Source organism: Grimontia sp. THUN1695 (assembly GCF_059704325.2).
In genome coordinates this window covers 2,520,201-2,544,337 of sequence record NZ_AP046577.1, presented here as the reverse complement: position 1 = coordinate 2,544,337, position 24,137 = coordinate 2,520,201, and the positions used below count along the sequence as shown (strand labels likewise).

Sequence of the window (24,137 nt, the reverse complement as noted above, 5' to 3'; positions counted from 1 at the left end):
TCACATCAATGTGCGGCGAGGGTGAGGGCCAATAAGCTGAAGCTTGGGGACATCTCATTCCTACGCCAGCATTATCTGGTTCAGGTACATGGGTTTAGCAGGTGCAATCTCAGCCGACGGTGTCAGCTCCCCATGAGATGTCTTCCATTGTAATCATCACATTGATGATTACCAATCCTTCTTACGGCTGGTTCAACGACCAGTCGTAATCGTAGTTGATTTTTCCACTCCAACCGTGAAGTTTGTCACCCTCACGGTATTGGTCGATAGCCTTCAGGATAGCCTGCTCGTTGTTACCGAAATCGACACCATACCACTCATAAATCGATGAGAGAGTCAGCGTCTCGCCATCAATCCGGGCGCCTTTGTCGCTGTTGGTAAACTGTTTGGCGGCATCTTCCAGCAGTGCTTCGCTGTTGTCCGCTGTAAAAGCTGTCTTCGACAGGTTTGGACAACCAAGGCTGGCACAGTTTACGGCATAATGAATGCGTGCATCGTTCCAGATTGGGCGCAGGATCCGGTGTTCAATGTCATTCAGGGTCAGGGATTGACCGGCGATCTGGGTGATGTTGTCATCCCACGGGCCAAAGCTCAGAAAGCCACCCAGCTTGGTGATGGACTGGATAGGGTACTCATCAAGGATCAGTTTTACCGTCAGTGCATTGTAGAGGTTAACCCAGAACGCAAACTGTTCATTCTTGCTGTAACTGCGGGGGTCCAGAGAAGCCATGTCAGTCAGATACTGGCTGAGTAACGCCTTATCCGCCTCGTTGACCGCGCTGTAGTCAAACAGGTTATGTTGGCCTTTCTTAACCAGATACTTATCCAGGATCTGTTGCCAGCGGGTGTGATCAATGCTGGCAGCGTTGGACTCATTGCTGCTGTTCCATATGGGCCATAAGTCGCTTTTGGGCGCTGCAAACGCGTGGCTGGTCAGAAACAAAAGCGCGGCTGTACAAGCGGTCAAAATATTTCGCATCATCCTTTCCCTAAAAAAATATTCCTGAGTTTAAGACCCTTCAACCCCGTATTTTCTTTCTGATACGACGAAAAAGCCGACTCGATGAGCCGGCTTATTCATACTTTGTCTGCTATCACGCCAAAAATGCTGGGATCTTACTTTCGTACTCTGCGATCTTTTCTTCGTGTTGCAGCGTCAGACCAATACTGTCGAGGCCATTGAGCAGGCAATGACGGCGGAACTCATCGATTTCGAACGAATACGTTTTGCCACCGGCAGACACCGTTTGCGCTTCCAGATCCAGCGCGATCTCCGCCCCTTCGTTAGCGTCGACAAACGTAAACAGTTCGTCGACTTCTGCTTCAGTCAGTTTTACTGGCACCATCTGGTTGTTGATCGAGTTGCCGTAGAAGATGTCGGCAAAGCTTGGCGCGATCATCACTTTGAAACCGAAATCAGCCAGCGCCCAAGGTGCATGCTCACGGGACGAACCACAGCCAAAGTTTTCGCGTGCCAACAGTACGCTTGCGCCTTGATAGCGCGGCTGGTTCAGCACGAATTCCGGGTTATCCTGCTCGCCGGCTTCATCCAGAAAACGCCAGTCGTGAAACAGGTGCTTACCAAAACCGGTGCGGGTCACTTTTTGCAAAAATTGCTTTGGAATGATGGCATCAGTGTCGACGTTTGCTGCATCCAGCGGCGCCACCAAGCCTGTGTGTTGTTTGATTCCTGACATGGTGGGCTCCTTATAAGCTATTTACGTCAACGAAGTGACCGGCAATCGCAGCCGCGGCTGCCATGGCTGGGCTCACTAAGTGAGTACGACCTTCGCGACCCTGACGGCCTTCGAAGTTACGGTTACTGGTGGAGGCACAGCGCTCTTTTGGCCCCAGGCGGTCGTTGTTCATCGCCAGACACATAGAGCAGCCCGGCAGACGCCATTCAAAGCCTGCTTCGATAAAGATCTTGTCTAGGCCTTCTTGTTCAGCCTGCGCTTTAACCTGCTCAGAGCCCGGCACGACCAGCGCCTGAACACCTGCCGCCACTTTGCGGCCTTTAGCAATCGCCGCCGCTGCACGCATGTCTTCAATACGTGAGTTGGTGCAAGAGCCGATAAAGACTTTATCGATGGTGATGTCGGTGATCTTCTGGCCCGCTTCGATGCCCATGTATTTCAGCGCGCGTTCGGCAGAGTGGCGCTCGATAGGGTCGCTAAAGCTTTCCGGTGCAGGCACCACGTCGTTGATGCCAACCACCTGGCCTGGGTTGGTACCCCAAGTCACTTGGTTGGAAATGTCTGCTGCTTCAAGCGTGACGATGGTGTCGAACTTGGCATCAGCATCAGTTTTCAGGCTGTTCCAGTATTCAACAGCGGCGTCCCAGTTGGCGCCAGTTGGCGAGAATTTGCGGCCTTGCAGGTATTCAAACGTGGTTTGATCCGGTGCAACCAGACCCGCTTTCGCGCCCAGCTCGATCGCCATGTTACAGACGGTCATGCGACCTTCCATGGAAAGATCTTCAATCGCCTGACCACAGAACTCCACCACGTGACCGGTACCTCCGGCGTGGCCGACTTTACCTATGATTGCAAGAACGATGTCTTTCGCGGTCACGCCGTCAGCGACCTTGCCTTTGACCTCAATTTTCATGGTCTTGGCGCGGCCTTGCTTCAGGGTTTGAGTCGCCAGTACGTGTTCAACTTCAGAGGTACCGATACCGAATGCCAGCGCACCGAACGCGCCGTGGGTTGCGGTGTGGGAGTCGCCACAAACAATGGTGGTGCCCGGCAGGGTAATACCCAGCTCAGGACCCATAACGTGAACGATGCCCTGATAAGGGTGGTTCAGATCGTAAAGGGTGACGCCGAACTCTTCACAGTTATTTGCCAGCGTTTCCATCTGAATTTTTGCCATCTCGCCTGAGGCGTTGATGTCTTTGGTCTCAGTAGAAACGTTGTGATCCATGGTCGCGAAGGTTTTAGAAACCTGACGCACCTTACGACCGTGTTGACGCAGGCCATCAAACGCTTGTGGCGAGGTCACTTCGTGGACCAAGTGGCGGTCGATATACAGCAACGGGGTTTCGCCCGGTGCCTCTACGACGATATGGGCGTCGTAGATTTTTTCGTACAAAGTCTTGGCGGACATGCTCATTAATCCTTTTTATGGTGCCGCAGCCTGCTGTCGCTAAGCTGCGGTCGCTTCCTTGTTATTACGCTTCGCTCACGTACGCAGCAATCTTATCACCCATTTCGGAGGTGGTCAGCGGGGTGCTGTTGCCGGCCAGATCCGCCGTCAGTTCGCCCGCTTCGAGCGCCTTACTCACCGCCGTCTCGATAGCGCGTGCCGCGTCTTCTTCACCCAGGCTGTAGCGCAGCATCAGCGCGGCAGACAAGATTTGCGCCACGGGGTTGGCGATGTTTTTACCCGCGATATCCGGTGCAGAGCCACCTGCTGGCTCGTAAAGGCCAAATTTACTGTCGTTAAGGCTTGCTGAAGGCAGCATGCCCATGGAGCCTGTGATCATCGCGCACTCATCAGAGATGATGTCACCGAAGATGTTTGAACACAGCATGACATCAAACTGTGAAGGGTCTTTAATCAGCTGCATGGTCGCGTTGTCGATGTAGATGTGTGACAGCTCAACATCGGGGTAGTCTTTGGCAATCTCTTCGACCACTTCGCGCCACAGAATTGAGCTTTGCAGCACATTCGCTTTGTCGACCGACATCACTTTCTTGCGACGAAGACGTGCCGATTCAAACGCAATGCGCGCAATACGCTCGATTTCATAGCGGTAGTAAACTTCCGTGTCGAACGCCTTCTCTTCTGCGCCTGAGCCTTCGCGGCCCTTGGGCTGACCAAAGTAGATACCGCCAGTCAGTTCACGCACTACTACGATGTCAAAACCGCGCGCAGAGATATCCGCGCGAAGTGGTGAGAACGCTTCCAAGCCTGCATGAATTTGCGCAGGACGCAGGTTACAGAACAGCTGGAAGTGCTTACGCAGTGGCAACAGCGCGCCACGCTCGGGTTGCTCGTTAGGTGGCAAGTGTTCCCACTTAGGACCACCCACTGAGCCGAAAAGTACCGCATCCGCCGCTTCACACCCTTTCAGGGTGGCGTCTGGCAGCGGGGTACCGTGGTTGTCGATGGCAATGCCACCGACATCGTATTCCGTTTTCTCAAAGCTAATGCCAAATTTAGCGCTGACGGCATCAAGGACTTTGTGGGCTTGCTGCATCACTTCCGGGCCAATACCGTCTCCCGGTAGAACGGCAATCTTATACGTACCTGCCATGGTTACACTGTCTCCGTTTTTAATGTTGCTTGTTCTTTTATTTGTGCGATGCGGTCAGCGCGGTAAATGCTGTTAATTACGTGCAGCAAGGCCTGACCTGAGGCTTCAATAATGTCTGTTGAGACGCCCGTACCGTGGTACTTGCGACCTTTATAATTGGCGATGATGTCTGCCTGACCCAAGCCGTCTTCCCCTTCACCTTTGGCGGTCAGGTCAAACTTGTCCAGCACGATGTCATAACCGGTAATGCGGTAAATCACCTGATACAGCGCATCAACCGGACCGTTACCAATCGCAGCGTCGCTGACTTCCTCGTCGCCGCACTGCAGGCTGACGGTTGTGGTTGCCATCACGCTGCCGCTTTGTACGCTCAGGTACTTCAGCTTGTAGAAGTCGTCTTCTTCCTGCAGGTTGTTGAAGAACATCAAGGCTTCCAAATCGTAATCGAAAACCTGACCTTTGCGGTCTGCCAGCTTCAAGAAAGATTCGTACAAATTATCCAGGTTGTAATCGCTGTCGCTGTAGCCCATGGTGTCCATGTGACTCTTCACCGCAGCGCGGCCTGAGCGGCTGGTCAGGTTCAGTGCTTTTTGGCCCAGACCAATCGACTCCGGCGTCATGATTTCGTAGGTGTTCTTGTTCTTCAGCATGCCATCTTGGTGAATACCAGAGCTGTGACTGAATGCATTCGCGCCGACGATTGCTTTGTTAGATTGAATAGGCATGTTACACAGCTGGCTTACCATCTTACTGGTACGGCTGATTTCTTTATGATTGATACCGGTTTCCACCCCCAACAATTCGCCGCGGGTTTTGATGATCATCGCAATCTCTTCCAGCGCACAGTTACCGGCACGTTCACCGATACCGTTGATCGTGCCTTCTATCTGACGTGCACCTGCTTGAACCGCAGCAATCGAGTTCGCCACCGACATGCCCAAATCGTCATGACAGTGAACCGAGATGATCGCTTTGTCGATGTTGGGTACCCGGTTGAACAAGGTTTGGATAATGCCACCAAACTCGCCCGGTACGGTGTAACCCACGGTATCAGGAATGTTGACTGTGGTTGCGCCGGCCTTGATGGCTTCCTCTACCATGCGACACAGATTATCAATTGGCGTACGGCCAGCATCTTCACAGGAAAATTCCACATCGTCAGTGTAGCGACGGGCGCGTTTGACGGCATTCACCCCCATTTCAACAACCTGGTCGTAGCTGCGACGCAGTTTGTCCTGAACGTGGATGGTCGAGGTGGAAAGGAAGGTGTGGATACGGAAGGCTTCGGCGACTTTGAGGGATTCAGCGGCGACATCAATGTCTTTATCGACAGCGCGGGACAAGGCACAGACTCGACTGTTCTTGACCGATTTTGCGATCGTCTGGACGGATTCAAAGTCGCCTGGGCTCGATACCGGAAAACCTGCTTCAATCACATCAACACCGAGACGCTCCAGCGCCAGTGCGATCTGCAACTTCTCTTTTACAGTCAAACTGGCGGACAGCGCCTGTTCGCCATCGCGCAATGTGGTGTCAAATATGATGACTTGGTCTTTCATTGTCGTTCCCTCTTTTGCCGTTGGATACCAAGGTATTAGCCCTTGGTATAAGGTTCTACTCCGCACCTTTGGCAGGTAATACAAAAAACCCGCGCCTTGGCGCGGGTTTTTTGTGTCTGGTGAAAACTGTTTTCAATCCATGACCTACCCGCGCGAATTATTCACGAGAAGTAGAAGGTCAAGGAGGAAAATGCGTTTCGTCATTTGTAACAGTTCTCTAAAGATGTCTGCACAAATGAATACCAAAACGATTACTAAAGCGTCAATATCAAATTAGAAAATAACAAGAAAGCATCAGTCATAATGTTAACTATGGTGTAAAACACTGCTTTTGTGTTTTTTAATTAGATGAATTCACTAATGCGGTTTTCTGCGTTTTTGGCTAATGAAGAGCATTTACTGCGCCATTGCAGGGATGTTGGGAAAGTGAGCCTGACCGCCAACGCATCAGCACTGCCTGTCACAAAACCAAAAGTTGGTAATGCAATGTTTTGTAAATTGGGAGAAAAGGGGCGTCTTCCAACGTAATATTACCGCAGGATTGTTGTCACGAAAGGAGATCGTTGCCATGACGCTTCGCCGAAAATTACTTTTCTTCCCCGCGTTGGCGATAGGTGTTGCTGTTCTCTTTCTGGCGATTAACAGCCGCCCGGATGTGCCAGTCAAACCCGCGCAATCCAAGGCTCGCCCCGTCGATATCATTACCTTGACCCAGACCAATATCGCTCCGGTTGTCACTGGTTTTGGCCGCGTCACGCCCAAACTCACCTGGCAGGCCATTGCGGAAGTGAACGGCAAAGTGATTTACCGCAATCCGGCGTTGGAAAAAGGGCGGGTGCTGCCCGCGGGCACTGAGCTTTTGCGTATTGATCCCACCGACTATCAACTGGCGGTTGCACAGGCTCAGGCAGATGTGAGCGCTCGGGAAGCGCGGTTGGCAAAATTGTCGCTCGATGAAAAGAACCTGAAAACCACGCTGGCCATTGAACAGCGAAGACTGGCGTTAAGCCGCGATGAACTCGCCCGTAAAAAGAATCTGCGCCAAAAAGGGCTGACATCGCAATCAGAATTAGACAACGAACAACAAGCTTTCCTTTCCCAGCAAACCCGTGTTCAGGATCTGGAAGCTCAGCTGAAAGTCCTGCCGGACGAAAAACGCATTACCGAAGCGGAGCTTGAAGCAAGCAATCTGGCACTTGAGCAGGCGCAGCGAAATCTGGATAAAACCCAAATCGTCCTTCCGGTGGATAGCCGTATTGCGCAAGTGAATATCGAACGTGATCAGGTCGTTACGCCACAACAGGTGATGGTGATCGCCCACGGCCTTGGTGCGGTAGAAGTCGATGCGCAGGTCTCCATTCACGACATGCAGACGGTTTTCGATACCTTAAACGGGGAGCCAAACGAGGGTTTTGCCGAAAAACTGCATCAGCTCAACGCAAGCGTGAACCTTTCCAGTGGCAGTTTTAAAGAGCAATGGCCTGCCAAGGTGGCACGTCTCAGTGATACCGTCAGCCTGAATCAGGCGACGGTCGGCGTTATCCTCGAAATTGCATTGAACGAAGAGCAAAAACGTGGGATTGCCACCCAACCAAGTTTGGTTAATGGCATGTTTGTGAAAGCGACCATTGAAGGCAAACCCGTTTCCCATTGGGTGATCCCAGAGCGCGCCCTTCGCGGCGACAAAATCTACCTGATGGAAGACGGTGTGTTGAAAGTGATGCCGGTAACCATTTTATTTCGGCGTGGAGAGAGCGTGGCGATCGCCGGGGATCTGAAAGCGGGTCAGCAACTGGTGCTGAACGATCTTCTACCCGCCGTGCCAGGCATGGAGCTTCGCGCGCTGACCCTAAACGGTGAGGATGTTGAAAATACGCCGGTGAACGGAGAGGCGTCATGATCCGTTTCTTTGCCCGTCACCCGACAGCAGCCAACCTTCTGATGTTGACCTTGATCCTGTTGGGGTTAACGTCACTGTCAAAACTCAAGCGTGAAACCTTCCCTGAGTTTGCGCCGCCTTATATTCTCGCCACAGTGGTGTATCCCGGTGCCAGCCCAGAGCAGGTAGAGCAAAATATTTGTCTGTTAATGGAAGACGCGGTGGATGGTCTTTCCAACATCGTTGAAACCCGTTGTGAAGCGGTGGAAGGTTCGGCAGGGTTAGTGGTAAAGCTCGATGCCCAGGCCGATATCTCCCGCATGCTGGTGGACATCCAAACCCAAATCAATGCCATCAACAACTTCCCGAGTGATATTGAACTGCCCGTTGTGCGAGAGCTGGATTGGAATGAACCCGTGGTGGACGTGGCGATTGCGGCTGACACCGATTGGGTGGGGCTCAAAGCGTACGCGGAAGACCTTAAACAGACACTTAAACGTGAATACGACGTCCCGCTGGTCAGCGTGGCGGGCTTCTCGGGCAAGCAAATCCGCATCGAAGTGCGAGAGAGTGCGTTGCGCCAGCTGGGGTTAAGTGTTTCTGATATTGCCGCTCAGGTCAGTGCACAGAATATCAATTTGCCAAGCGGTAACGTTGAGCTTGATAACAAAAGTTTGCTTATACGCTTTGACGAAAGACGGATTGCCGCTGACACACTGGGGCAAATCGTGGTTGCCGCAGACAGCGACGGCGGCGTGATTCGTCTGCAGGATATCGCGACGTTGACCGAGCGCTTTGAGCTGGATGAACAACAGGTATGGTTTGATGGCAAACCTTCGGCGCTGCTCAAAATCAGCAAAAACAAAGCTGATGATGCTCTTCGTATCAAAGAAAAAGTCGCCCAGTTTGTCGAAGACGAGCGGGCCCGCACGCCCAATGGCGTGACGCTCAACCTCACCAATGATTTCTCGTCGCTCCTTTGGGATCGCCTGACCATGATGACTCGCAATGCCTGGCAAGGGGTGATCCTGGTGTTTGGCGTGATGTGGATGTTCTTTTCGTTGCGCTATTCATTCTGGGTAGCGGCGGGTTTGCCTGTCGCCTTCCTCGGCAGCTTCTTTTTGATGGCGCAACTTGGGCTTTCCATCAACATCATGTCGCTGGTCGCGCTCTTGATGGCTATCGGCATCATGATGGATGACGCCATTGTGATCTCCGAGTCCATTGCGGCCCATATCGATCGGGGGCAGAAACTTGAAGAGGCGGTGGTGAACGGGGTGAAGAAAGTGCTCCCTGGCGTCGTGTCCTCCTATCTAACAACAGTTTGCATCTTCGGCAGTTTGATTTTCCTGCAAGGGGAAATGGGAGCGGTGCTGCGGGTCGTGCCCATGGTACTGATCCTGGTACTGACGCTCAGTCTTGTCGAAGCCTTCCTTATTTTGCCGCATCACTTGCAGCATTCTTTGGCGAAAGCCAAAGCGCCAAAACCGGATTTGGCCTTCAAGCGCATTTTCCTTGAGAAGTTTGAAGCCTTCCGCGCAGGTAAACTGGCGGAGTTGGTCACCCGTGCCGTGAAATGGCGTTATCCCTTTGTGGGGGGCGTGATAGCCATGCTTTTGATTTCAATTTCCCTGCTGGCATCGGGTCAACTGCGGTTTGTCGGCTTTCCTGAACTTGATGGGGATATTGCGGAAGCCCGTGTCATATTGCCGCCCGGCTCGTCACTGGCGCAAACCGAAGCTGTTGTCGCAACACTGGTGGCCTCAGCCAATCGAGTGGGTGAGCGATTAAGTGAACAAAATGAAAGTGGTCAGCCTTTGGTGGAGCACATTACCGAGCAGTTCAACTTTAATGCCGATGCTGATGAGAGTGGTCAGCATATCGCGACAGTGAGGCTTGATTTGTTGAGTGCGGAGATCCGCAACACCCTGATTGATGACTTCATCTCAGATTGGGAAAAAGAAACCGGCGTGCTGACCGATCCTATTTCCATGGTGTTCAAGCAACCGGCGATGGGGCCGGGAGGGCGCGACTTTGATATCCGCTTGCAACATGACGATTTGAACGAATTGAAACAAGCCTCGGTCGCCATCCAGCAGTTTATCAGCCAATTTCAGGGCGTGTCAGGAGTACTTGATGACATGCGCCCCGGCAAAGAAGAAGTGAAGGTGACCCTGCGCCCGGGGGCAGAAGCGTTTGGCATTAACGGCCAAATGATTGCGCGCCAGCTTCGCGCCGCCTATTTCGGTCAAACGGCCGATGAAATTCAGGTCGGCCCAGAGAGCATTGAAATTGATGTACGCCTCGACAGTGATGATGCCGCCAGCCTGCAAAACTTTGCCAATTTCCCGATTGTGTTGCCGGATGGCAGTCAGGTGCCGCTTTCTACCGCCGCAGAGCTTAATTATCAGCGTAACTTTGTGCGTATCCAGCGCATTGATGGCATGCGAACGCTGAGTGTTTATGGCGATGTGGTGCAAAGCCAGGTCAGCATCGGTGATGTGTTGGCGCAATTAAAACGCGATGTGATCCCAGAGCTGGAAACGCAATATCCGGGGCTACGCGTGTTGTTTGAAGGCCAGAGTCAGGACTCTGCGGAAACCGGCCGCTCCATGGGGATTGGTTTTGCTCTGGGCTTGCTCGGTATCTTCGTGATCCTGAGTTATCAATTCCGCAGTTATCTGGAGCCCTTTGTGGTCTTGATTGCTATCCCGCTTGCCTTGATTGGTGTGCTGTGGGGGCATTGGCTGCTGGGGCATCCGCTCAGTATGCCAAGCCTGATGGGGTTCGTGTCGTTAGCTGGCGTGGTGGTGAATGACTCTATCTTGTTGGTGCAATACATCCGCCATCATCTCGATGAAGGGGAAGATATTTATGATGCCGTGGTGCGAGCCAGTCAGGAGCGTTTCCGCGCCGTCTTCCTGACGTCGTTGACCACGGCGGCAGGTTTGTTGCCGCTGCTGTTGGAAACCAGTTTGCAGGCTCAGGTGGTGAAACCTCTGGTGATTTCCATCGTATTCGGGATTTTTACATCAACACTGTTGGTGCTGTTTATGATCCCTGCGGCCTACGCCATATTGGCAGACTTCGGCAAAGTAAAACGACACCAACCCCTTCATGGTGATATGCCGGCGTGATCTTTGCCGGCAAATATAAATCGATGTCCCCATTGGTCGAGTCAATGTCTGATTGACAGGTTTTTTAGTCTAACTTTATATTTAACCATATGATTTTCAGTTTTTTTTGTTGATTTGTTGTTTTTTCTGTTGCTTCTTCTAGGCATCAATTTACAACAATTTACTGGGGGTATTTATTCAATCGTGTTACTAAGTTGATGCTTTGATTGTCGCGCGCGCAATTTCATATTATTGCAAGACGTAAGCAAGCTTTGTCTCATGGCTGGAAGGTCAACCTACTTCGTATTAATAATGAACTCTCCAGGGTTGATCGGTGACTGTTGCCACAGACGCTTTACATTTACTGTTTCCTTCAGGGTTTAGGTATGACGCAGAAAGAGTCGGTTAACCATTTCGAGAGCCGCACTGATACGACGCTGAGAAGCGTCGATCTTAACCTCATCACGGTCTTTGATGCCGTGATGCAAGAACAGAACATTACACGTGCCGCACAGAACCTGGGGATGTCGCAACCGGCAGTCAGTAATGCCGTATCACGCCTGAAAGTGATGTTTAATGATGAGTTGTTTGTTCGCAATGGCCGTGGCATTAAACCGACACAGCGCGCCCGTCAGCTATTTGGCCCAATTCGTCAGGCCATCCAGTTGATCAAAAATGAGCTGCCGACGTCAGTGTTTGAGCCTGAAACCAGTAATCGTACTTTCCGCCTGGCGATTTGCAGCCCCTCAGACATGCGGTTTGTTCCTCAGATCCTCAATACCATTTCTTCCGTTGCGCCTGGTGTCAAAGTACAGGTAGAAACGGAGTTTGATCGCGATATCGCCCGTAAATTGCGCTATCAGAAAGTGGACTTTGTGATTGATTACCTGCACTTCTGTGAAGCCGGTTTCTGCAGCACTGAGATGTTCAGCGATGAGCTGGTGGTGGTGGCAAGTAAAAACCATCCGCGTCTTGGAGACAGCATTACTGCCAAAGCACTTGCCAGCGAGGCGCATGCCGTCTTGAAACATAATGGTGAGATGCTGGGATATGCTGAAGCTTTATACCGTGATGGCCGTTACCATGAAGCCTATCATGGGGTTAGCCTGAGCAATATCTTATATGTGGTCAGTCAGTCACAACTGGTGGCCGTGGCGCCACGTTGGATGGTTGAAAGTGGCAGCAACCATGAAAACCTTAAGATGTTACCCCTGCCGCTGGAGAACAACCATATCAGCGGCTACCTGAGCTGGCATGCATCGGCGGAGAAAGACAAAGGTCACTTATGGATGCGTGACCAACTGCTGACGATTTGTGGTAACTCTTTGGTGTAAATCTGGCGCAAAAATGCTGCGAAAAAGCACTAAAAACCGGTGAAAGCCAATACTTGCTTTGATATATCTTGTTACAACTTTTTTCTGCTTTGAGAGAACAGGTGTACTCTGAAATGAACACTGTTTATCAAATGTATTGCTCAGGTTTTGAACGTCCTGTATGTGCTTTTTCTTGTAATTGATGGGAGAGTCATTACACTGCTGGCTGAGTTTTAGCTTACATCTGTAAGCCAATTGTTTTCCTTGCGACCCACCTTGTAATTATCGGGTCACGCTGTGCTGAGAGAGAGTGAAATGGCGCTGGAACTTCATATCGTTAACCGTATTCGTGAGCAGGTCAATGCTCAGGGCGACAAGATTGCGCTGCGCTTTCAACAAGGAAGCGGTTGGGGCGAGCTATCTTGGCGTCAATTCGGTGAACGCATTGATGCCGCTTCACGTGCGATGCTGGTTTCCGGCCTTGCAGTGCAGGACAAAATCGGTATTTTCGCCAATAACTGTGCAGAGTGGAGTATCGCCGATATTGCTGCGCTTCAGGTGCGTTGCGTGCCTGTGCCCATTTATCCCACCAACACGGCTGAGCAGGCGGCGTATATTCTGCGTGATGCAGGGGTGCGCATCCTGTTTGTGGGCGATCAGTCCCAGGCCGATGCGGCGATATCGATCGCAGATAGCTGTCCTTCACTGGAAAAAATTGTCAGCTTTGACGACAACGTCGATTTTTCCGGTCATGTTATGGGAATGGGGTGGCGTAACTTCCTGCAAACTGCGAATGACAATGTGGATCCGGAGTTCAATCAACGCCTTGCTGATGCGGCGATGGACGATTTGATGACGCTGATTTACACCTCAGGCACCACGGGCGAGCCGAAAGGTGTGATGCTGGATTACGCCAACATTGCTGCGCAGATTGAAAGCCACGATCAGGTGCTTGGGATCAGTGAAAATGAAGTATCACTCGCCTTCCTGCCACTGTCACATGTGTTTGAACGCTGCTGGACTTTCTATGTGCTACATCACGGTGCGACGAACTGCTACCTGTCCAATACCTATGCCATCCGCGAAGCATTGCAGGAAGTGAAGCCAACCGTGATGTGTGCGGTGCCGCGCTTCTATGAGAAAATCTACAGTGCGGTCCACGAAAAAGTGGCGACAGCTAACCCGGTGAAAAAAGGCATGTTCCGTGCGGCAGTGTCTATTGGCAACCTGATGGCAGAAATTACCCGTAAAGGCAAAATGCCGGCACCCTGGCTCAAGAGTGCGCACCGTATGGCGGATAAGCTGGTACTGCGCAAATTGCGCGAACTGCTGGGAGGCAATATCACCATGATGCCGTGTGGAGGGGCAAAACTGGAGCCAGCTATTGGCCGTTTTTTCCATGCCATTGGCGTGAATGTGAAACTGGGTTACGGCATGACTGAGACCACGGCAACCGTTTCATGTTGGGACAGCGGCAGTTTTGACCCAGACTCGATTGGCATGCCAATGCCCAATGCGGAAGTGAAAATTGGCGAGAACAATGAAATTCTGGTTCGCGGCCCGATGGTGATGCGTGGTTACTACAACAAGCCAAAAGAGACCGCCGACACTTTTACCAAAGATGGCTTCCTTAAAACCGGCGATGCAGGCCATATTGATGCCAAGGGTAACCTGTTTATTACCGACCGCATCAAAGAGCTGATGAAAACCTCAGGTGGCAAGTATATCGCGCCACAAATGATTGAAGGTAAGCTGGGCAAAGATCACTTCATTGAACAAATTGCGGTAGTGGCAGATGCGCGTCATTTTGTGTCTGCGCTTATTGTGCCGTGTTTTGAAACGCTGGAGAGCTGGGCGAAAGAACTCAACATTAAATATCACGATCGTATGGAGCTGATTAAACACAGTGAAGTGGTCGAACTGTTTGAAAAACGCCTCGCAGAGCTGCAAAAAGAGTTGGCGAAGTTTGAGCAGGTGAAAAAATTCACGCTCTTGCCTTCTGAGTTTTCCATGTCGAAAGGCGAGTTAACCCCCACGCTGAAGCTCCGTCGCAAAGTGATTCTGGAGCGATATAAAAAGCAAATTGAAGCCATGTACAAAAAGCACTGAGCTTGCCAATTCTCAAAGCCCGGCACTGATGTCGGGCTGTTTCTTTGCGTCTTTTCGCCTCTTTTCTTCCCCTCACGTTATTGCCCGACAGGCAAAAGTGTCTTTAACGTGCAACTCCCCGAAAATATTTCCCTGATGGTCAAAACAGACTTTTTTCGTGTGCATATACAACGGATGTCCAAACAGTAAATGTTGTTAACGCATGACTTTTTAGCAGTGAATGCTGATGGAGTGGGTTTGTACAGAGTCTTTAATGATGAATGATTGTTCAATTAGAGTATTAATGGGAATAAAGGTTATGTAATAGACAGATTTGCTAACAAAGCGTTAAAGTTGTTGGTGTTCATACAGCAGACAGGTGACTGGGATTAGACACTGTTAAACGCAGCATGGACAAACGCTTTTTTATTCCCTGTTACGACCGGGGATAAAAGCATAGCTGGCATGGATTGGCGGCAAGCAGGCAGTAAGTAATGTCGGCGTCCATCTCTAGGCTACAAATAAGTCCTAAACTATGCAGACATGGAGGCATATAGTGGAAATGTTGTCAGGAGCCGACATGGTCGTTCGTTCGATGATCGATCAGGGCGTTAAACATATATTTGGGTATCCGGGCGGATCAGTGTTGGATATCTATGATGCACTGCATGAGAAAAGTGATATCGAGCACGTGCTTGTCCGTCACGAGCAGGCTGCGGTTCACATGGCGGATGGTTATGCCCGTGCTACCGGCGAAGTGGGTGTTGTGTTGGTCACTTCAGGCCCAGGTGCAACCAATGCGATTACCGGTATCGCGACCGCGTATTACGACTCAGTTCCCTTGGTGGTACTCTCCGGCCAGGTAATGAGTAACCTGATTGGTAACGATGCTTTCCAGGAATGTGATATGGTGGGTGTCTCCCGTCCCATCGTAAAACACAGCTTTTTGGTGAAAAACACCGAAGACATTCCCAAAGTCATCAAAAAAGCCTTTTATCTGGCATCAACCGGCCGCCCTGGTCCTGTGGTTGTTGATCTGCCGAAAGATATGCTGAACCCTGCAAACACATACCCTTACGAGTATCCGGAAAGCATGTCCATGCGTTCTTATAACCCGACAACGTCGGGACACAAAGGACAAATCAAGCGTGGCCTGAAAGTGCTGCTGGAAGCGAAAAAGCCGGTTCTGTACGTTGGGGGCGGTGCGATTATCTCGGAGTGTGGTGAGCAGATTAAAACGCTGGCAGACACCCTGAACATTCCGGTTATCAGCACCTTGATGGGCCTTGGTGCGTATCCGGGAACAGGTGATAAGTCTCTCGGTATGCTGGGCATGCACGGTACGTATGAAGCCAACATGGCGATGCACAATGCCGATCTTATCTTCGGTATCGGTGTGCGCTTTGATGATCGTACCACCAACAACCTCGAAAAATACTGCCCGAACGCCAAGGTCATGCACATTGACATTGACCCATCAAGCATTTCAAAAACCGTCGCGGCTGATATCCCAATTGTAGGGTCTGCTGATGTGGTGCTGAACACCATGCTGAAGCTTCTGACTGAGCAGGGGGGCTCGAATGATGCGGCAGCGCTTGATGCCTGGTGGAGCAACATCAATGTCTGGCGTGAGCGCAAGTGCCTGGCGTATGAAACCAATAATGAGCGCATTAAACCGCAGCAAGCGATTGAAGCGGTTTACAAACTCACTAATGGTGATGCCTATGTGGCGTCAGATGTTGGTCAGCACCAGATGTTTGCGGCGCTTTATTACCCGTTTGACAAGCCACGCCGCTGGATCAACTCCGGTGGGCTTGGCACCATGGGGTTCGGCCTGCCAGCTGCCATGGGGGTGAAGTTTGCGCTCCCTGACGCTGAGGTGATTTGTGTCACCGGTGACGGCAGTATCCAGATGAATATCCAGGAACTGTCAACCGCGCTGCAGTACGACATTCCCGTCAAAATTATCAATCTCAACAACCGCTTCCTTGGTATGGTGAAGCAGTGGCAGGACATGATTTATCAAGGTCGCCACTCTCATTCTTACATGGACTCGGTGCCTGATTTCGCGGCGATTGCCGAAGCTTATGGCCATGTTGGTATCCGTATCAGCAATCCGGCAGAGCTAGAAAGCGAACTGGCGCGTGGTCTGGCGATGAAAGACAAATTGGTCTTTATCGATATCAGCGTGGATGAAACCGAGCACGTGTACCCGATGCAGGTGCGCGGCGGAGCGATGAATGAAATGTGGTTGAGCAAGACGGAGAGAACATAATGCGCAGTATTGTATCGATTTTGATGGAAAACGAACCTGGTGCATTGTCCCGTGTTGTCGGTCTGTTTTCCCAGCGTGGCTATAACATCGAGTCACTGACGGTTTCTCCGACAGACGATCCGACCCTGTCCCGCCTTAATATCACTACAACAGTGGTAAAAGAGTCAGAGCGTGAGCAAATCGAAAAGCAGTTGCATAAGCTTATCGACGTGCTGAAAGTCAGCAATGTGACTGAATCTGATTATATTGAGCGTGAACTGGCGATGGTGAAGGTGAAAGCGAGTGGCTTTGCCCGTGCGGAAGTCAAACGCACTGCAGACATTTTCCGCGGCCAGATCGTGGATGTCACCAACGCGCTGTATACGGTGCAGCTGGCAGGAACCAGCGAAAAGATTGATGCCTTTATCTCAGCAATGAAAGATGTCACTGACATCATTGAAGTTGCACGCAGTGGTATCGTGGGCATCGCACGTGGTGAGCGCGCGCTACGTCAGTAATCGAGAACCCGACCCGTCACGGAAAAGCCGATGGTAGGAGCCATCGGCTTTTTTTGATTTGCAGATGCTCTCAACTTGCGACTTTTTGCTCAAAATGTATACTGCCATCTTCATCAAAAGTAAAAATAACTTAAAAGAGAAACGTCACGTGTTCCAAACCATCAATAAGTATTTGGTGAGGGTGACAACGTTGTCACTGGCTGTCCTGACAATCAAGGTTGGCTGGATTTACTTGGTGCCAATGGCCATTCTGGTCAATACCCACCGCAATGAACTGTTGCCATCCTGGTTCAGAAAGTAAAACCTAAGACATTAAAAAAGGGAGCCAATTTTCGTTGGCTCCCTTTTCCTGTTAAGTACGGTTAGATTACAGAACGTGTACAGAGGCAGTATTGGTGGTACCGGAAGCAACCAGTGCACCTGATACCATCACCACGATGTCACCTTTCGCAGCCAGACCTGATTCCAGTGCAATTTCTTTTCCGCGACGGTAGAACTCGTCAGTGTTTTCAAATTGATCAACAACCACAGATGTTACACCTTTGCTCAGGCAAAGTTGTGCGGCAGTTTTCTCGTTGATGGTCATCGCGAGGATGTTTGCTGTTGGGAAGTACTTACGTACAGAGCGTGCAGACTTACCGGCTTCCGTCGCAACCACGATCAGTGGTGCGCCCAGTTTCTCAGCCGTGTCAACGGCACCTTTACATACCGCTTCAGTAATGCGCAGGCGAGGGCTGTCCAGACGCGAACCCAGCTCCGCTTTCAGTACAGCGTCAGTGCGCTTGGCGATTTGCGCCATGATGGTAACCGCTTCAACAGGGTATTTACCTTTCGCAGTTTCACCTGACAGCATCACTGCATCAGTACCGTCCATGATTGCGTTTGCCACGTCACCGGCTTCTGCGCGGGTTGGACGTGGGTTTTTGATCATTGAGTCCAGCATTTGGGTCGCGGTGATAACCACTTTACGTGCGCGGTTACATTTTTCGATCATCATCTTCTGTGCGAAGATCACTTCTTCTGCCGGGATTTCGACACCCAGGTCGCCACGTGCAACCATGATGCCGTCAGACAGCTCCAGGATTTCGTCAAAGTTATCAACGCCTTCCTGGTTTTCGATTTTTGAGATGATTTGGATTCGCTCACCGCCGTTTGCGTCCAGCAGTTCGCGGATTTCTTTCACATCAGATGCTTTACGGATGAAAGACGCCGCGATGAAGTCAACGCCTTGTTCACAACCGAAGATCAGGTCGCCTTTGTCTTTCTCAGACAGTGCAGGCAGGTTAACTGAAACGCCTGGCAGGTTAACACCTTTGTTTTCGCCCAGATCACCGTTGTTCAGTACTTTACAGATAACTTCTGTTTCTGTGGTTTCCAGCACTTCCATTTCGATCAGACCGTCGTCGACCAGAATGGTGTTACCCTCAGACAGGTCATTGGCGAAGCCTGGGTAAGTGACTGCAACGCGCTCTGCGTTACCGATGACTGATGCATCAGTCGTGAAGGTGAAAGTCTGACCTGCAACCAGAGAAACATCGTTGCCGCCTTCCAGTTTGGTGGTGCGGATCTCAGGACCTTTGGTATCCAGCAGGATAGCCAGTTGCTTTCCTGTGTTTTCCATTACCTTACGCAGGTTAGCGATGCGTGTGCCGTGCTCAGCGAAGTCGCCGTGTGAGAAGTTCAAGCGCATGACGTTCATGCCTGCTTCTGCCAGCTTGGTCAGCATCTCTACCGATTCGGTTTTTGGTCCAATCGTACAAACGATTTTGGTCTTTTTCATGTAAGGTTCTCTCCGGTCGAACGTTTACCCAAGGGATAAATGTCGCTGTAACCACGGGCACAGGTTATTGAAGTTTGTAATAAAACAACAACCTTGACACAGTGATGAGCGGCAACAGTGCCTTATTGCTCTTACAGCGTTAATACAGGTTCATGCCACATAATTGTGTTGTCCAAACGGTGAGGCGCTTGGACAACACAACTCATCCATGAAAGCGGGCACAAGTATACATGCTTTATATGGCGGAAATTTGATCGCAGGCAATGGAAAAAGGGTTATTCCCACCTTCATTCTACATTCCACTTAAGTGATAAAACGCATACCCGCTTCAAAACTGTAAATTTACCACAATAATCTAGGTAGATCACTAATCGATAACGATTAGGCAAAGAGCGGTGAACATTCGTAAACGAAGAGAAAGAAGCATTAGGGGTGTACAGTGGTATAGGCATCACGCATGGATGTTTGTGAAATAAAGTGACAATATTTTTTCGTTTTTCAATGAAATTCCGAATTTTTTTCACAGTTTCAGAGATCAAGCTCTCGCTCTGGTGAATCAACTGTTAAACACAGTGTGGTCTGTTGATTGAATTTTGCGACAATGTTTGCACTAATTGATGTGTAAAGAGGCTTGCTTTTGATATATACGCTTCGGTTATGCCGATTCGTTTGTAGCGTTGTGGTATTCATGCTGGGAATGCCCCAGTCGCTAGCGTTATCTGAAACAGATAAAGAGACCATTATCGTGACGAATTCCCATAGCTGGAAGCCGTTTGCTTTTTCTGAAAATGGTATTGCGACGGGATTGTTGGTTGACTACTGGAGGTTGTTTTCAGAGATCAACAATACGCCGGTCGAGTTTGCGCTGAGCGATTGGAATGACTCAATCGAAGCTATGAAAACGGGGGGGCGTAAGGTTCACGGTGGCTTGCTTTATTCTGAATCCCTGGTGGATACCCTAGATTATGTTTTGCCACTGTTCGAGATCTCTACCACCTTGTATGTACGGAACCGCGACGAAGAATTGCGAACTCAGGGTTTTTTGCCGGGAATGGTGATTGGCGTGGTGAAAGGCAGTTACGAAGAAGAATACGTCCAAACGCGTTATCCGTTAGTGGCAACCCTGGGGTTTGATAACAATGCGGCGCTGATCCAGGCTGCACACAATGGCAAAGTAAACCGCATGCTGCTCAATACTCAAGTTGCGACGTACTATTTGCATCAGCAGGAAAACCCAAACCGCTTTGTACCGATTGAACGCATTTATCAAAAGATGTTGTACACTGCGATCCCCAAAGACAATGAACTGCTGTTTAAGGAAGTCGAAAGCGGGATTAAGAATATTCCACCACAGGAAATTGCCCGTATTAAACAAAAGTGGCTTAACACCAGCAAAACTACCCAGATCCCACACTGGTTTTGGCCGATCACTGGTTCACTCGTGTTTCTGGTGGCTGTCAGCTATATCATCTTGCTAAAAAAAGTCGTGACCAGAAAGACCCGTGCCCTGAAAGCCTTGAATGTCAAACTTGAAGATTATGCCTATACCGACTCCCTGACTGGGCTGATGAACCGGCGTGGACTGGACAGAATGTACAGCAGCAAGCGGGTCAGCAATATGCGAAAGCGTGGGAAACTCGGTGTATTGATGCTCGATGTTGACCACTTCAAACAAATTAATGACAAATACGGTCACCTGAAAGGGGATGAAGTACTGAATAACCTGGGGGGAGTATTAACCGATTACGTGCGTGAGGCTGTGGCGGTTGCAAGACTGGGTGGCGAGGAATTTTGCCTGCTGCTACCCGCTGAAGATGTACGGGATTTGGAAGTGAATGCGGATTATGTCTGCAGTTGTCTGGTCCCCCAGGCGTCACAAATACAGCTGGATCTTCATGTTACGGCCTCTATCGGTGCTTTGTTGGTGGACAGGGAAAGCCCGGAGACATCATTAGAAGCTTTGCTGCATTATGCTGACCGCTTGATGTATCAAGCGAAAGAAGCGGGCAGAAACCGGGTCGTGGTCAGCCAGCTTTCTCACCAACGTTTTCACCGTTATGCGGGAAATATCACCGCTTAACTGGCGTTGATTTTCTGTGTTTTCTTTATTGATGCTTCATAATTGATCAGATTGTTACGGCCGCTCTTCTTGGCAATATACAGCGCTTCGTCTGCACGTAAGCTGGCGGAAAGAAAGTCGTCCGTTGCTGTAATGACTGTCATCCCGATGGAAATGGTACAGCTAAGTGTCAGAGGCTGTGAGTTGGGATGGCTGACCCGGAATTCACAGTGTTCTACGGATTTGCGCAGTTGCTCTAAACGGGCATAGGCTTCGCCATGATTGTCTGCCCAGGTTAATAGCGCAAATTCTTCTCCTCCAAGCCGAAATGCATACTCATCCGGTGCGGTGAAATCTTCAATCTCCCTTGCAACGCGGCGTAACACAATGTCCCCTACCGGGTGACCAAATGTGTCGTTGATGTGCTTGAAGTGATCGATATCTGCAATCGCCAGGTATTGGCACCGTTGGTGGGCGGCATGACGTTCACTGAACAGATCAAGCAGGTAGCGGCGGTTGTAGAGATTAGTCAGGTCGTCGCGATTCGCCATATCCCGCAATGTACGTTCACGACGGACTTGGTCTGTTACCACACTGACAAAGGTACACATCGCTTTCTCGCCGTACCAATCGATGACTTTGTCGGTAATTTCCGCAATCATAGGATTCCCTTTCAAATCCATGTGATTGATCACTTCAGGCGGTGTCGGGATCCCGGTTTCTATCGCATGGTTGTAACGACGCTGTGCTTCTGGCCAGTGCTCTTTCTCAAACAACACACGAATAGAGGGCAAGCTGAGCACGTCTTCGGCACTCTCCATACCGCTGAACTTAGCGAATGCGTTGTTGGCATACTTCGGCACAAAATTGATATGAATGACACAAGGGTTAGGATGTATGTCGAGTATGTCTTTAAAATCTGGCATTGACATGGAAGAAGGGCTAGTCAAATAATTGTGAAAGTTATCACTTGTTCGCATGAAAACTGCGATATATTTCAAGGTTCAGGGACTGTATTTTCAAATTAATCATTTGTGAGTCATATGTATTAATATTACGTCAAAATTGGAGTGAAAACAGGCAGTAAAACTCAAAAATAAGACAGAATCTTTATCCGGTTATTATCCTAACACCGGCCTTATTTTCCCCCTTTGTCACATCAATTCAACACCCCGTTTTTGCCACTGTTTGCTAGATTTAACCAATATCATAGCCATAAGAGGAGGAACATTTGCATGTCAGCATGGAAATTACTCGCAGGGAGCTGTGTGATGTTCTTTTCCCTGTCGTCGCCCGCTGCCCCTACCAGCGAATTTGCTTACACTGAACAACTGGACAGCGATAAACGTATGAAATGCCTTTATGGGTATTTTGCTGAAAAGACCGGTGATCATGAGTTTGCTGTGGCCATTTTAGAAGACTGTATCTCACGCTGGAACGATGTGTATTCGATGCTGCTCTTGGCACAAATCCACGAGAACGGTGTGTACGCCCCGCCGGATCCTGTTCGTTCTACTGCCTTGATGAAACGTGGCGCAGCAATGGATGATGAGGCCGGATATTCGCGGCTGGCCCGGTATCATTATGGTAAAGCGCTTTATGAAGGGTTTGGTACACAGATGGATAGGGTGCGGGGACGTGAATATCTGCGTATGGCGGCCAGCGAAGGGGTGACGGATGCTTGCGACTATTTGCAGGCAAAAGGAGACTCTTGTTAAACAAGGGAATATACCCAATAAACCTGCACTCAGCATATTCAGGTTTCTTGGGTATACGCGTAAAGTTTCCTACCCTTAGGGTGTCTCATTGATGAGGCGGTGTGCAAGGGGGGCATGGAATATGCTCATAGGAGTTGTAGCACAAAGGTAAGAAGTTATGTGTACTATATTTGCCGGGCAGGATCCCGCTAATTACGAAATGCACTCACGTTCAGTCCGCCTTGCAGGTCATTCAACCAGTGTAAGGCTGGAGAAAAAATTCTGGCAGATCATTGATCATCTTGCCCAGGAACAAGGCATGAACACCGGCAAGTTCCTTACTACGATGTATGATGAAGCCCTCGATATTAACGGTGATGTCAGCAACTTTGCCTCTTTGCTGCGTTGCAGCTGTATTCTCTATCTCAGCGAACCTCACGGTGTCCTTAACCTGGCTAATGCTGAATTGCGACAGCGTGAAACGCTGGATAAAGCGGGATGAAAAAGCGCGATAGCAGCCAACAACAAATATTAACAATTTTTTCACATGCGGTAGCATGATACCACCCAAGCCGAATACCCCGTCGTTATAGTGGAATGACTTAATAAACACGGAGGTATTTATGGCGAAAATGATCCATTCCATGATTCGGGTACTCGATCCGGATCGTTCTCTCTCATTTTATAAAACTGCACTGGATCTGGATGTTGCACAGCGGTTTGACTTTGATGGTTTCTCTCTCATCTATTTGCGTAATGACAGCAGTGACTTCGAACTTGAACTGACGCACAACCACAGCCAGACCGAAGCGTATACCCACGGCTCCGGTTATGGTCACTTGGCTGTGTGTGTGGACGATCTTGCTGCTATACACGCCAAACTTTGCGATGCCAACCTGAATCCTACAGAGATGAAAGCCATGAGTTACAACGGAAAACCCATGGCGCGTTTTTTTTCCTGACCGATCCCGATGGATACAAAATCGAATTCCTTGAGCAGTCTGGACGTTTCCAATAGAAGAAGCGCTATCTTGCTTGCGAAAGGAAGCTGAAAGCGAGGAGAGCAATCATGAATAACGTGAACCCTGCCTTTTCAAGGCGAACCATTTTAAAAATGGGTGCATTGACGGCCACCGCGGCGTATGCCTATGCGATAGCCGGATTGTCCCTGTCTGGCAAAAGCTGGGCACTTACCGTGAAGGCACTGGATAACAAAACGGCGAATGCCCTGATCAGCATCAGCCGAAGTATTTATCCACACCCTGAATTGGACGACCTTTTTTATGCTGCCAGTGTTGAAAGTATTGACGCACAAGCGGCGAAAGCCCCCTCACAATTGAAAGCCATTATTGAAGGCGTGGCCTCCCTGACCAACGCCGCTGATGGAGACTGGAACAGCCTGCCAGAAGCTAAACAGGCAGCCTTGTTGCAACAGGTGGACAGTGAGCCCTTTTTCCAAGCTATCCGCAGTAATATGGTGGTTTCCCTTTACGACAACCCTGGCCTTTGGTCTTCCTTTGGTTACGAAGGCCCTTCTTTTGAGAAAGGGGGCTACATCAACCGCGGCTTTAATGATATTCAGTGGTTGCCAACACCGGGCAAGGAGGTCTAGT

At 50.1% G+C, this 24,137-nt stretch carries 18 protein-coding genes, 1 pseudogene and 1 riboswitch; of the genes and pseudogenes, 12 read left to right on the top strand and 7 right to left on the bottom strand.

The genetic code is table 11. The annotated features are described in order from the left end of the window. Positions 1-40: 40 nt before the first annotated feature. Positions 41-143, bottom strand: a riboswitch (TPP riboswitch). A 38-nt stretch (positions 144-181) separates the two neighbouring features. The 5 genes from AC6IB1_RS14985 to leuA all read right to left on the bottom strand — a co-directional run bounded on the left by AC6IB1_RS14985 (position 182) and on the right by leuA (position 5,820). Next, positions 182-982, bottom strand: a complete 801-nt coding sequence (locus AC6IB1_RS14985) for a DUF547 domain-containing protein (RefSeq protein ID WP_497567308.1) — start codon at positions 980-982, stop codon at positions 182-184. Positions 983-1,094: 112 nt separating this feature from the next. Beyond that, on the bottom strand, positions 1,095-1,697 hold the full coding sequence (gene leuD, locus AC6IB1_RS14980) for a 3-isopropylmalate dehydratase small subunit (protein ID WP_497567307.1): 603 nt from the start codon (positions 1,695-1,697) through the stop codon (positions 1,095-1,097). Between the two features lie 10 nt (positions 1,698-1,707). Beyond that, positions 1,708-3,114: a 3-isopropylmalate dehydratase large subunit gene (leuC, locus tag AC6IB1_RS14975; protein ID WP_497567306.1), complete on the bottom strand. Its 1,407-nt coding sequence runs from the start codon at positions 3,112-3,114 to the stop codon at positions 1,708-1,710. A 58-nt stretch (positions 3,115-3,172) separates the two neighbouring features. After that, positions 3,173-4,261 (bottom strand): 3-isopropylmalate dehydrogenase, encoded by a 1,089-nt coding sequence (leuB, locus tag AC6IB1_RS14970; RefSeq protein WP_497567305.1) that lies wholly within the window; start codon positions 4,259-4,261, stop codon positions 3,173-3,175. Between the two features lie 2 nt (positions 4,262-4,263). Then, positions 4,264-5,820 carry a 2-isopropylmalate synthase gene (gene leuA, locus AC6IB1_RS14965; protein ID WP_497567304.1) on the bottom strand — a complete coding sequence of 519 codons (1,557 nt, stop codon included), beginning with the start codon at positions 5,818-5,820 and terminating at the stop codon, positions 4,264-4,266. A 568-nt stretch (positions 5,821-6,388) separates the two neighbouring features. Here leuA and AC6IB1_RS14960 point away from each other — a divergent pair. The 7 genes from AC6IB1_RS14960 to AC6IB1_RS14930 all read left to right on the top strand — a co-directional run bounded on the left by AC6IB1_RS14960 (position 6,389) and on the right by AC6IB1_RS14930 (position 17,289). Next, on the top strand, positions 6,389-7,720 hold the full coding sequence (locus AC6IB1_RS14960; RefSeq protein ID WP_497567303.1) for an efflux RND transporter periplasmic adaptor subunit: 1,332 nt from the start codon (positions 6,389-6,391) through the stop codon (positions 7,718-7,720). After that, positions 7,717-10,836 carry an efflux RND transporter permease subunit gene (locus tag AC6IB1_RS14955; protein ID WP_497567302.1) on the top strand — a complete coding sequence of 1,040 codons (3,120 nt, stop codon included), beginning with the start codon at positions 7,717-7,719 and terminating at the stop codon, positions 10,834-10,836. Before AC6IB1_RS14960 ends, AC6IB1_RS14955 begins: the two co-directional genes overlap by 4 nt. A 365-nt stretch (positions 10,837-11,201) precedes the next feature. Then, the gene (leuO, locus tag AC6IB1_RS14950) at positions 11,202-12,149 is read left to right on the top strand and encodes a transcriptional regulator LeuO (RefSeq protein WP_497567301.1); all 948 of its coding nucleotides are present in this window, start codon (positions 11,202-11,204) and stop codon (positions 12,147-12,149) included. A 294-nt stretch (positions 12,150-12,443) separates the two neighbouring features. Then, on the top strand, positions 12,444-14,237 hold the full coding sequence (locus tag AC6IB1_RS14945; protein WP_497567300.1) for an AMP-dependent synthetase/ligase: 1,794 nt from the start codon (positions 12,444-12,446) through the stop codon (positions 14,235-14,237). Between the two features lie 535 nt (positions 14,238-14,772). Beyond that, positions 14,773-16,491 carry an acetolactate synthase 3 large subunit gene (locus tag AC6IB1_RS14940; protein ID WP_497567299.1) on the top strand — a complete coding sequence of 573 codons (1,719 nt, stop codon included), beginning with the start codon at positions 14,773-14,775 and terminating at the stop codon, positions 16,489-16,491. Continuing rightward, entirely contained in the window at positions 16,491-16,988 is a 498-nt protein-coding gene (ilvN, locus tag AC6IB1_RS14935) for an acetolactate synthase small subunit (RefSeq protein ID WP_005504039.1), read from the top strand. The genes AC6IB1_RS14940 and ilvN overlap by 1 nt, the downstream gene beginning before the upstream one ends. A gap of 148 nt (positions 16,989-17,136) precedes the next feature. Beyond that, on the top strand, positions 17,137-17,289 hold the full coding sequence (locus AC6IB1_RS14930; RefSeq protein ID WP_005504038.1) for a hypothetical protein: 153 nt from the start codon (positions 17,137-17,139) through the stop codon (positions 17,287-17,289). A gap of 66 nt (positions 17,290-17,355) precedes the next feature. Here the strand turns inward: AC6IB1_RS14930 and pykF are convergent, their stop codons facing one another. Continuing rightward, positions 17,356-18,768, bottom strand: coding sequence for a pyruvate kinase PykF (gene pykF, locus AC6IB1_RS14925; protein WP_497567298.1), 1,413 nt, complete (start codon positions 18,766-18,768; stop codon positions 17,356-17,358). A gap of 745 nt (positions 18,769-19,513) precedes the next feature. Here pykF and AC6IB1_RS14920 point away from each other — a divergent pair. After that, positions 19,514-20,848 carry a diguanylate cyclase gene (locus AC6IB1_RS14920; protein ID WP_497567297.1) on the top strand — a complete coding sequence of 445 codons (1,335 nt, stop codon included), beginning with the start codon at positions 19,514-19,516 and terminating at the stop codon, positions 20,846-20,848. Here the strand turns inward: AC6IB1_RS14920 and AC6IB1_RS14915 are convergent. Next, positions 20,845-21,753: a GGDEF domain-containing protein gene (locus tag AC6IB1_RS14915; protein WP_497569152.1), complete on the bottom strand. Its 909-nt coding sequence runs from the start codon at positions 21,751-21,753 to the stop codon at positions 20,845-20,847. The two genes, AC6IB1_RS14920 and AC6IB1_RS14915, sit on opposite strands and share 4 nt — an antisense overlap. A gap of 309 nt (positions 21,754-22,062) precedes the next feature. Here AC6IB1_RS14915 and AC6IB1_RS14910 point away from each other — a divergent pair, with 309 nt between their 5' ends. The 4 genes and pseudogenes from AC6IB1_RS14910 (at position 22,063) to AC6IB1_RS14895 (ending at position 24,136) form a co-directional block, all read left to right on the top strand. Beyond that, positions 22,063-22,545 carry a sel1 repeat family protein gene (locus tag AC6IB1_RS14910; RefSeq protein WP_497567296.1) on the top strand — a complete coding sequence of 161 codons (483 nt, stop codon included), beginning with the start codon at positions 22,063-22,065 and terminating at the stop codon, positions 22,543-22,545. A gap of 157 nt (positions 22,546-22,702) precedes the next feature. Further along, positions 22,703-23,026 carry a ribbon-helix-helix domain-containing protein gene (locus tag AC6IB1_RS14905; RefSeq protein WP_040528633.1) on the top strand — a complete coding sequence of 108 codons (324 nt, stop codon included), beginning with the start codon at positions 22,703-22,705 and terminating at the stop codon, positions 23,024-23,026. A 121-nt stretch (positions 23,027-23,147) separates the two neighbouring features. Then, positions 23,148-23,542, top strand: a pseudogene (locus AC6IB1_RS14900) (VOC family protein). 51 nt (positions 23,543-23,593) lie between these two features. After that, the gene (locus AC6IB1_RS14895; RefSeq protein WP_497567295.1) at positions 23,594-24,136 is read left to right on the top strand and encodes a hypothetical protein; all 543 of its coding nucleotides are present in this window, start codon (positions 23,594-23,596) and stop codon (positions 24,134-24,136) included. The last annotated feature ends 1 nt before the right edge of the window (position 24,137 follow it).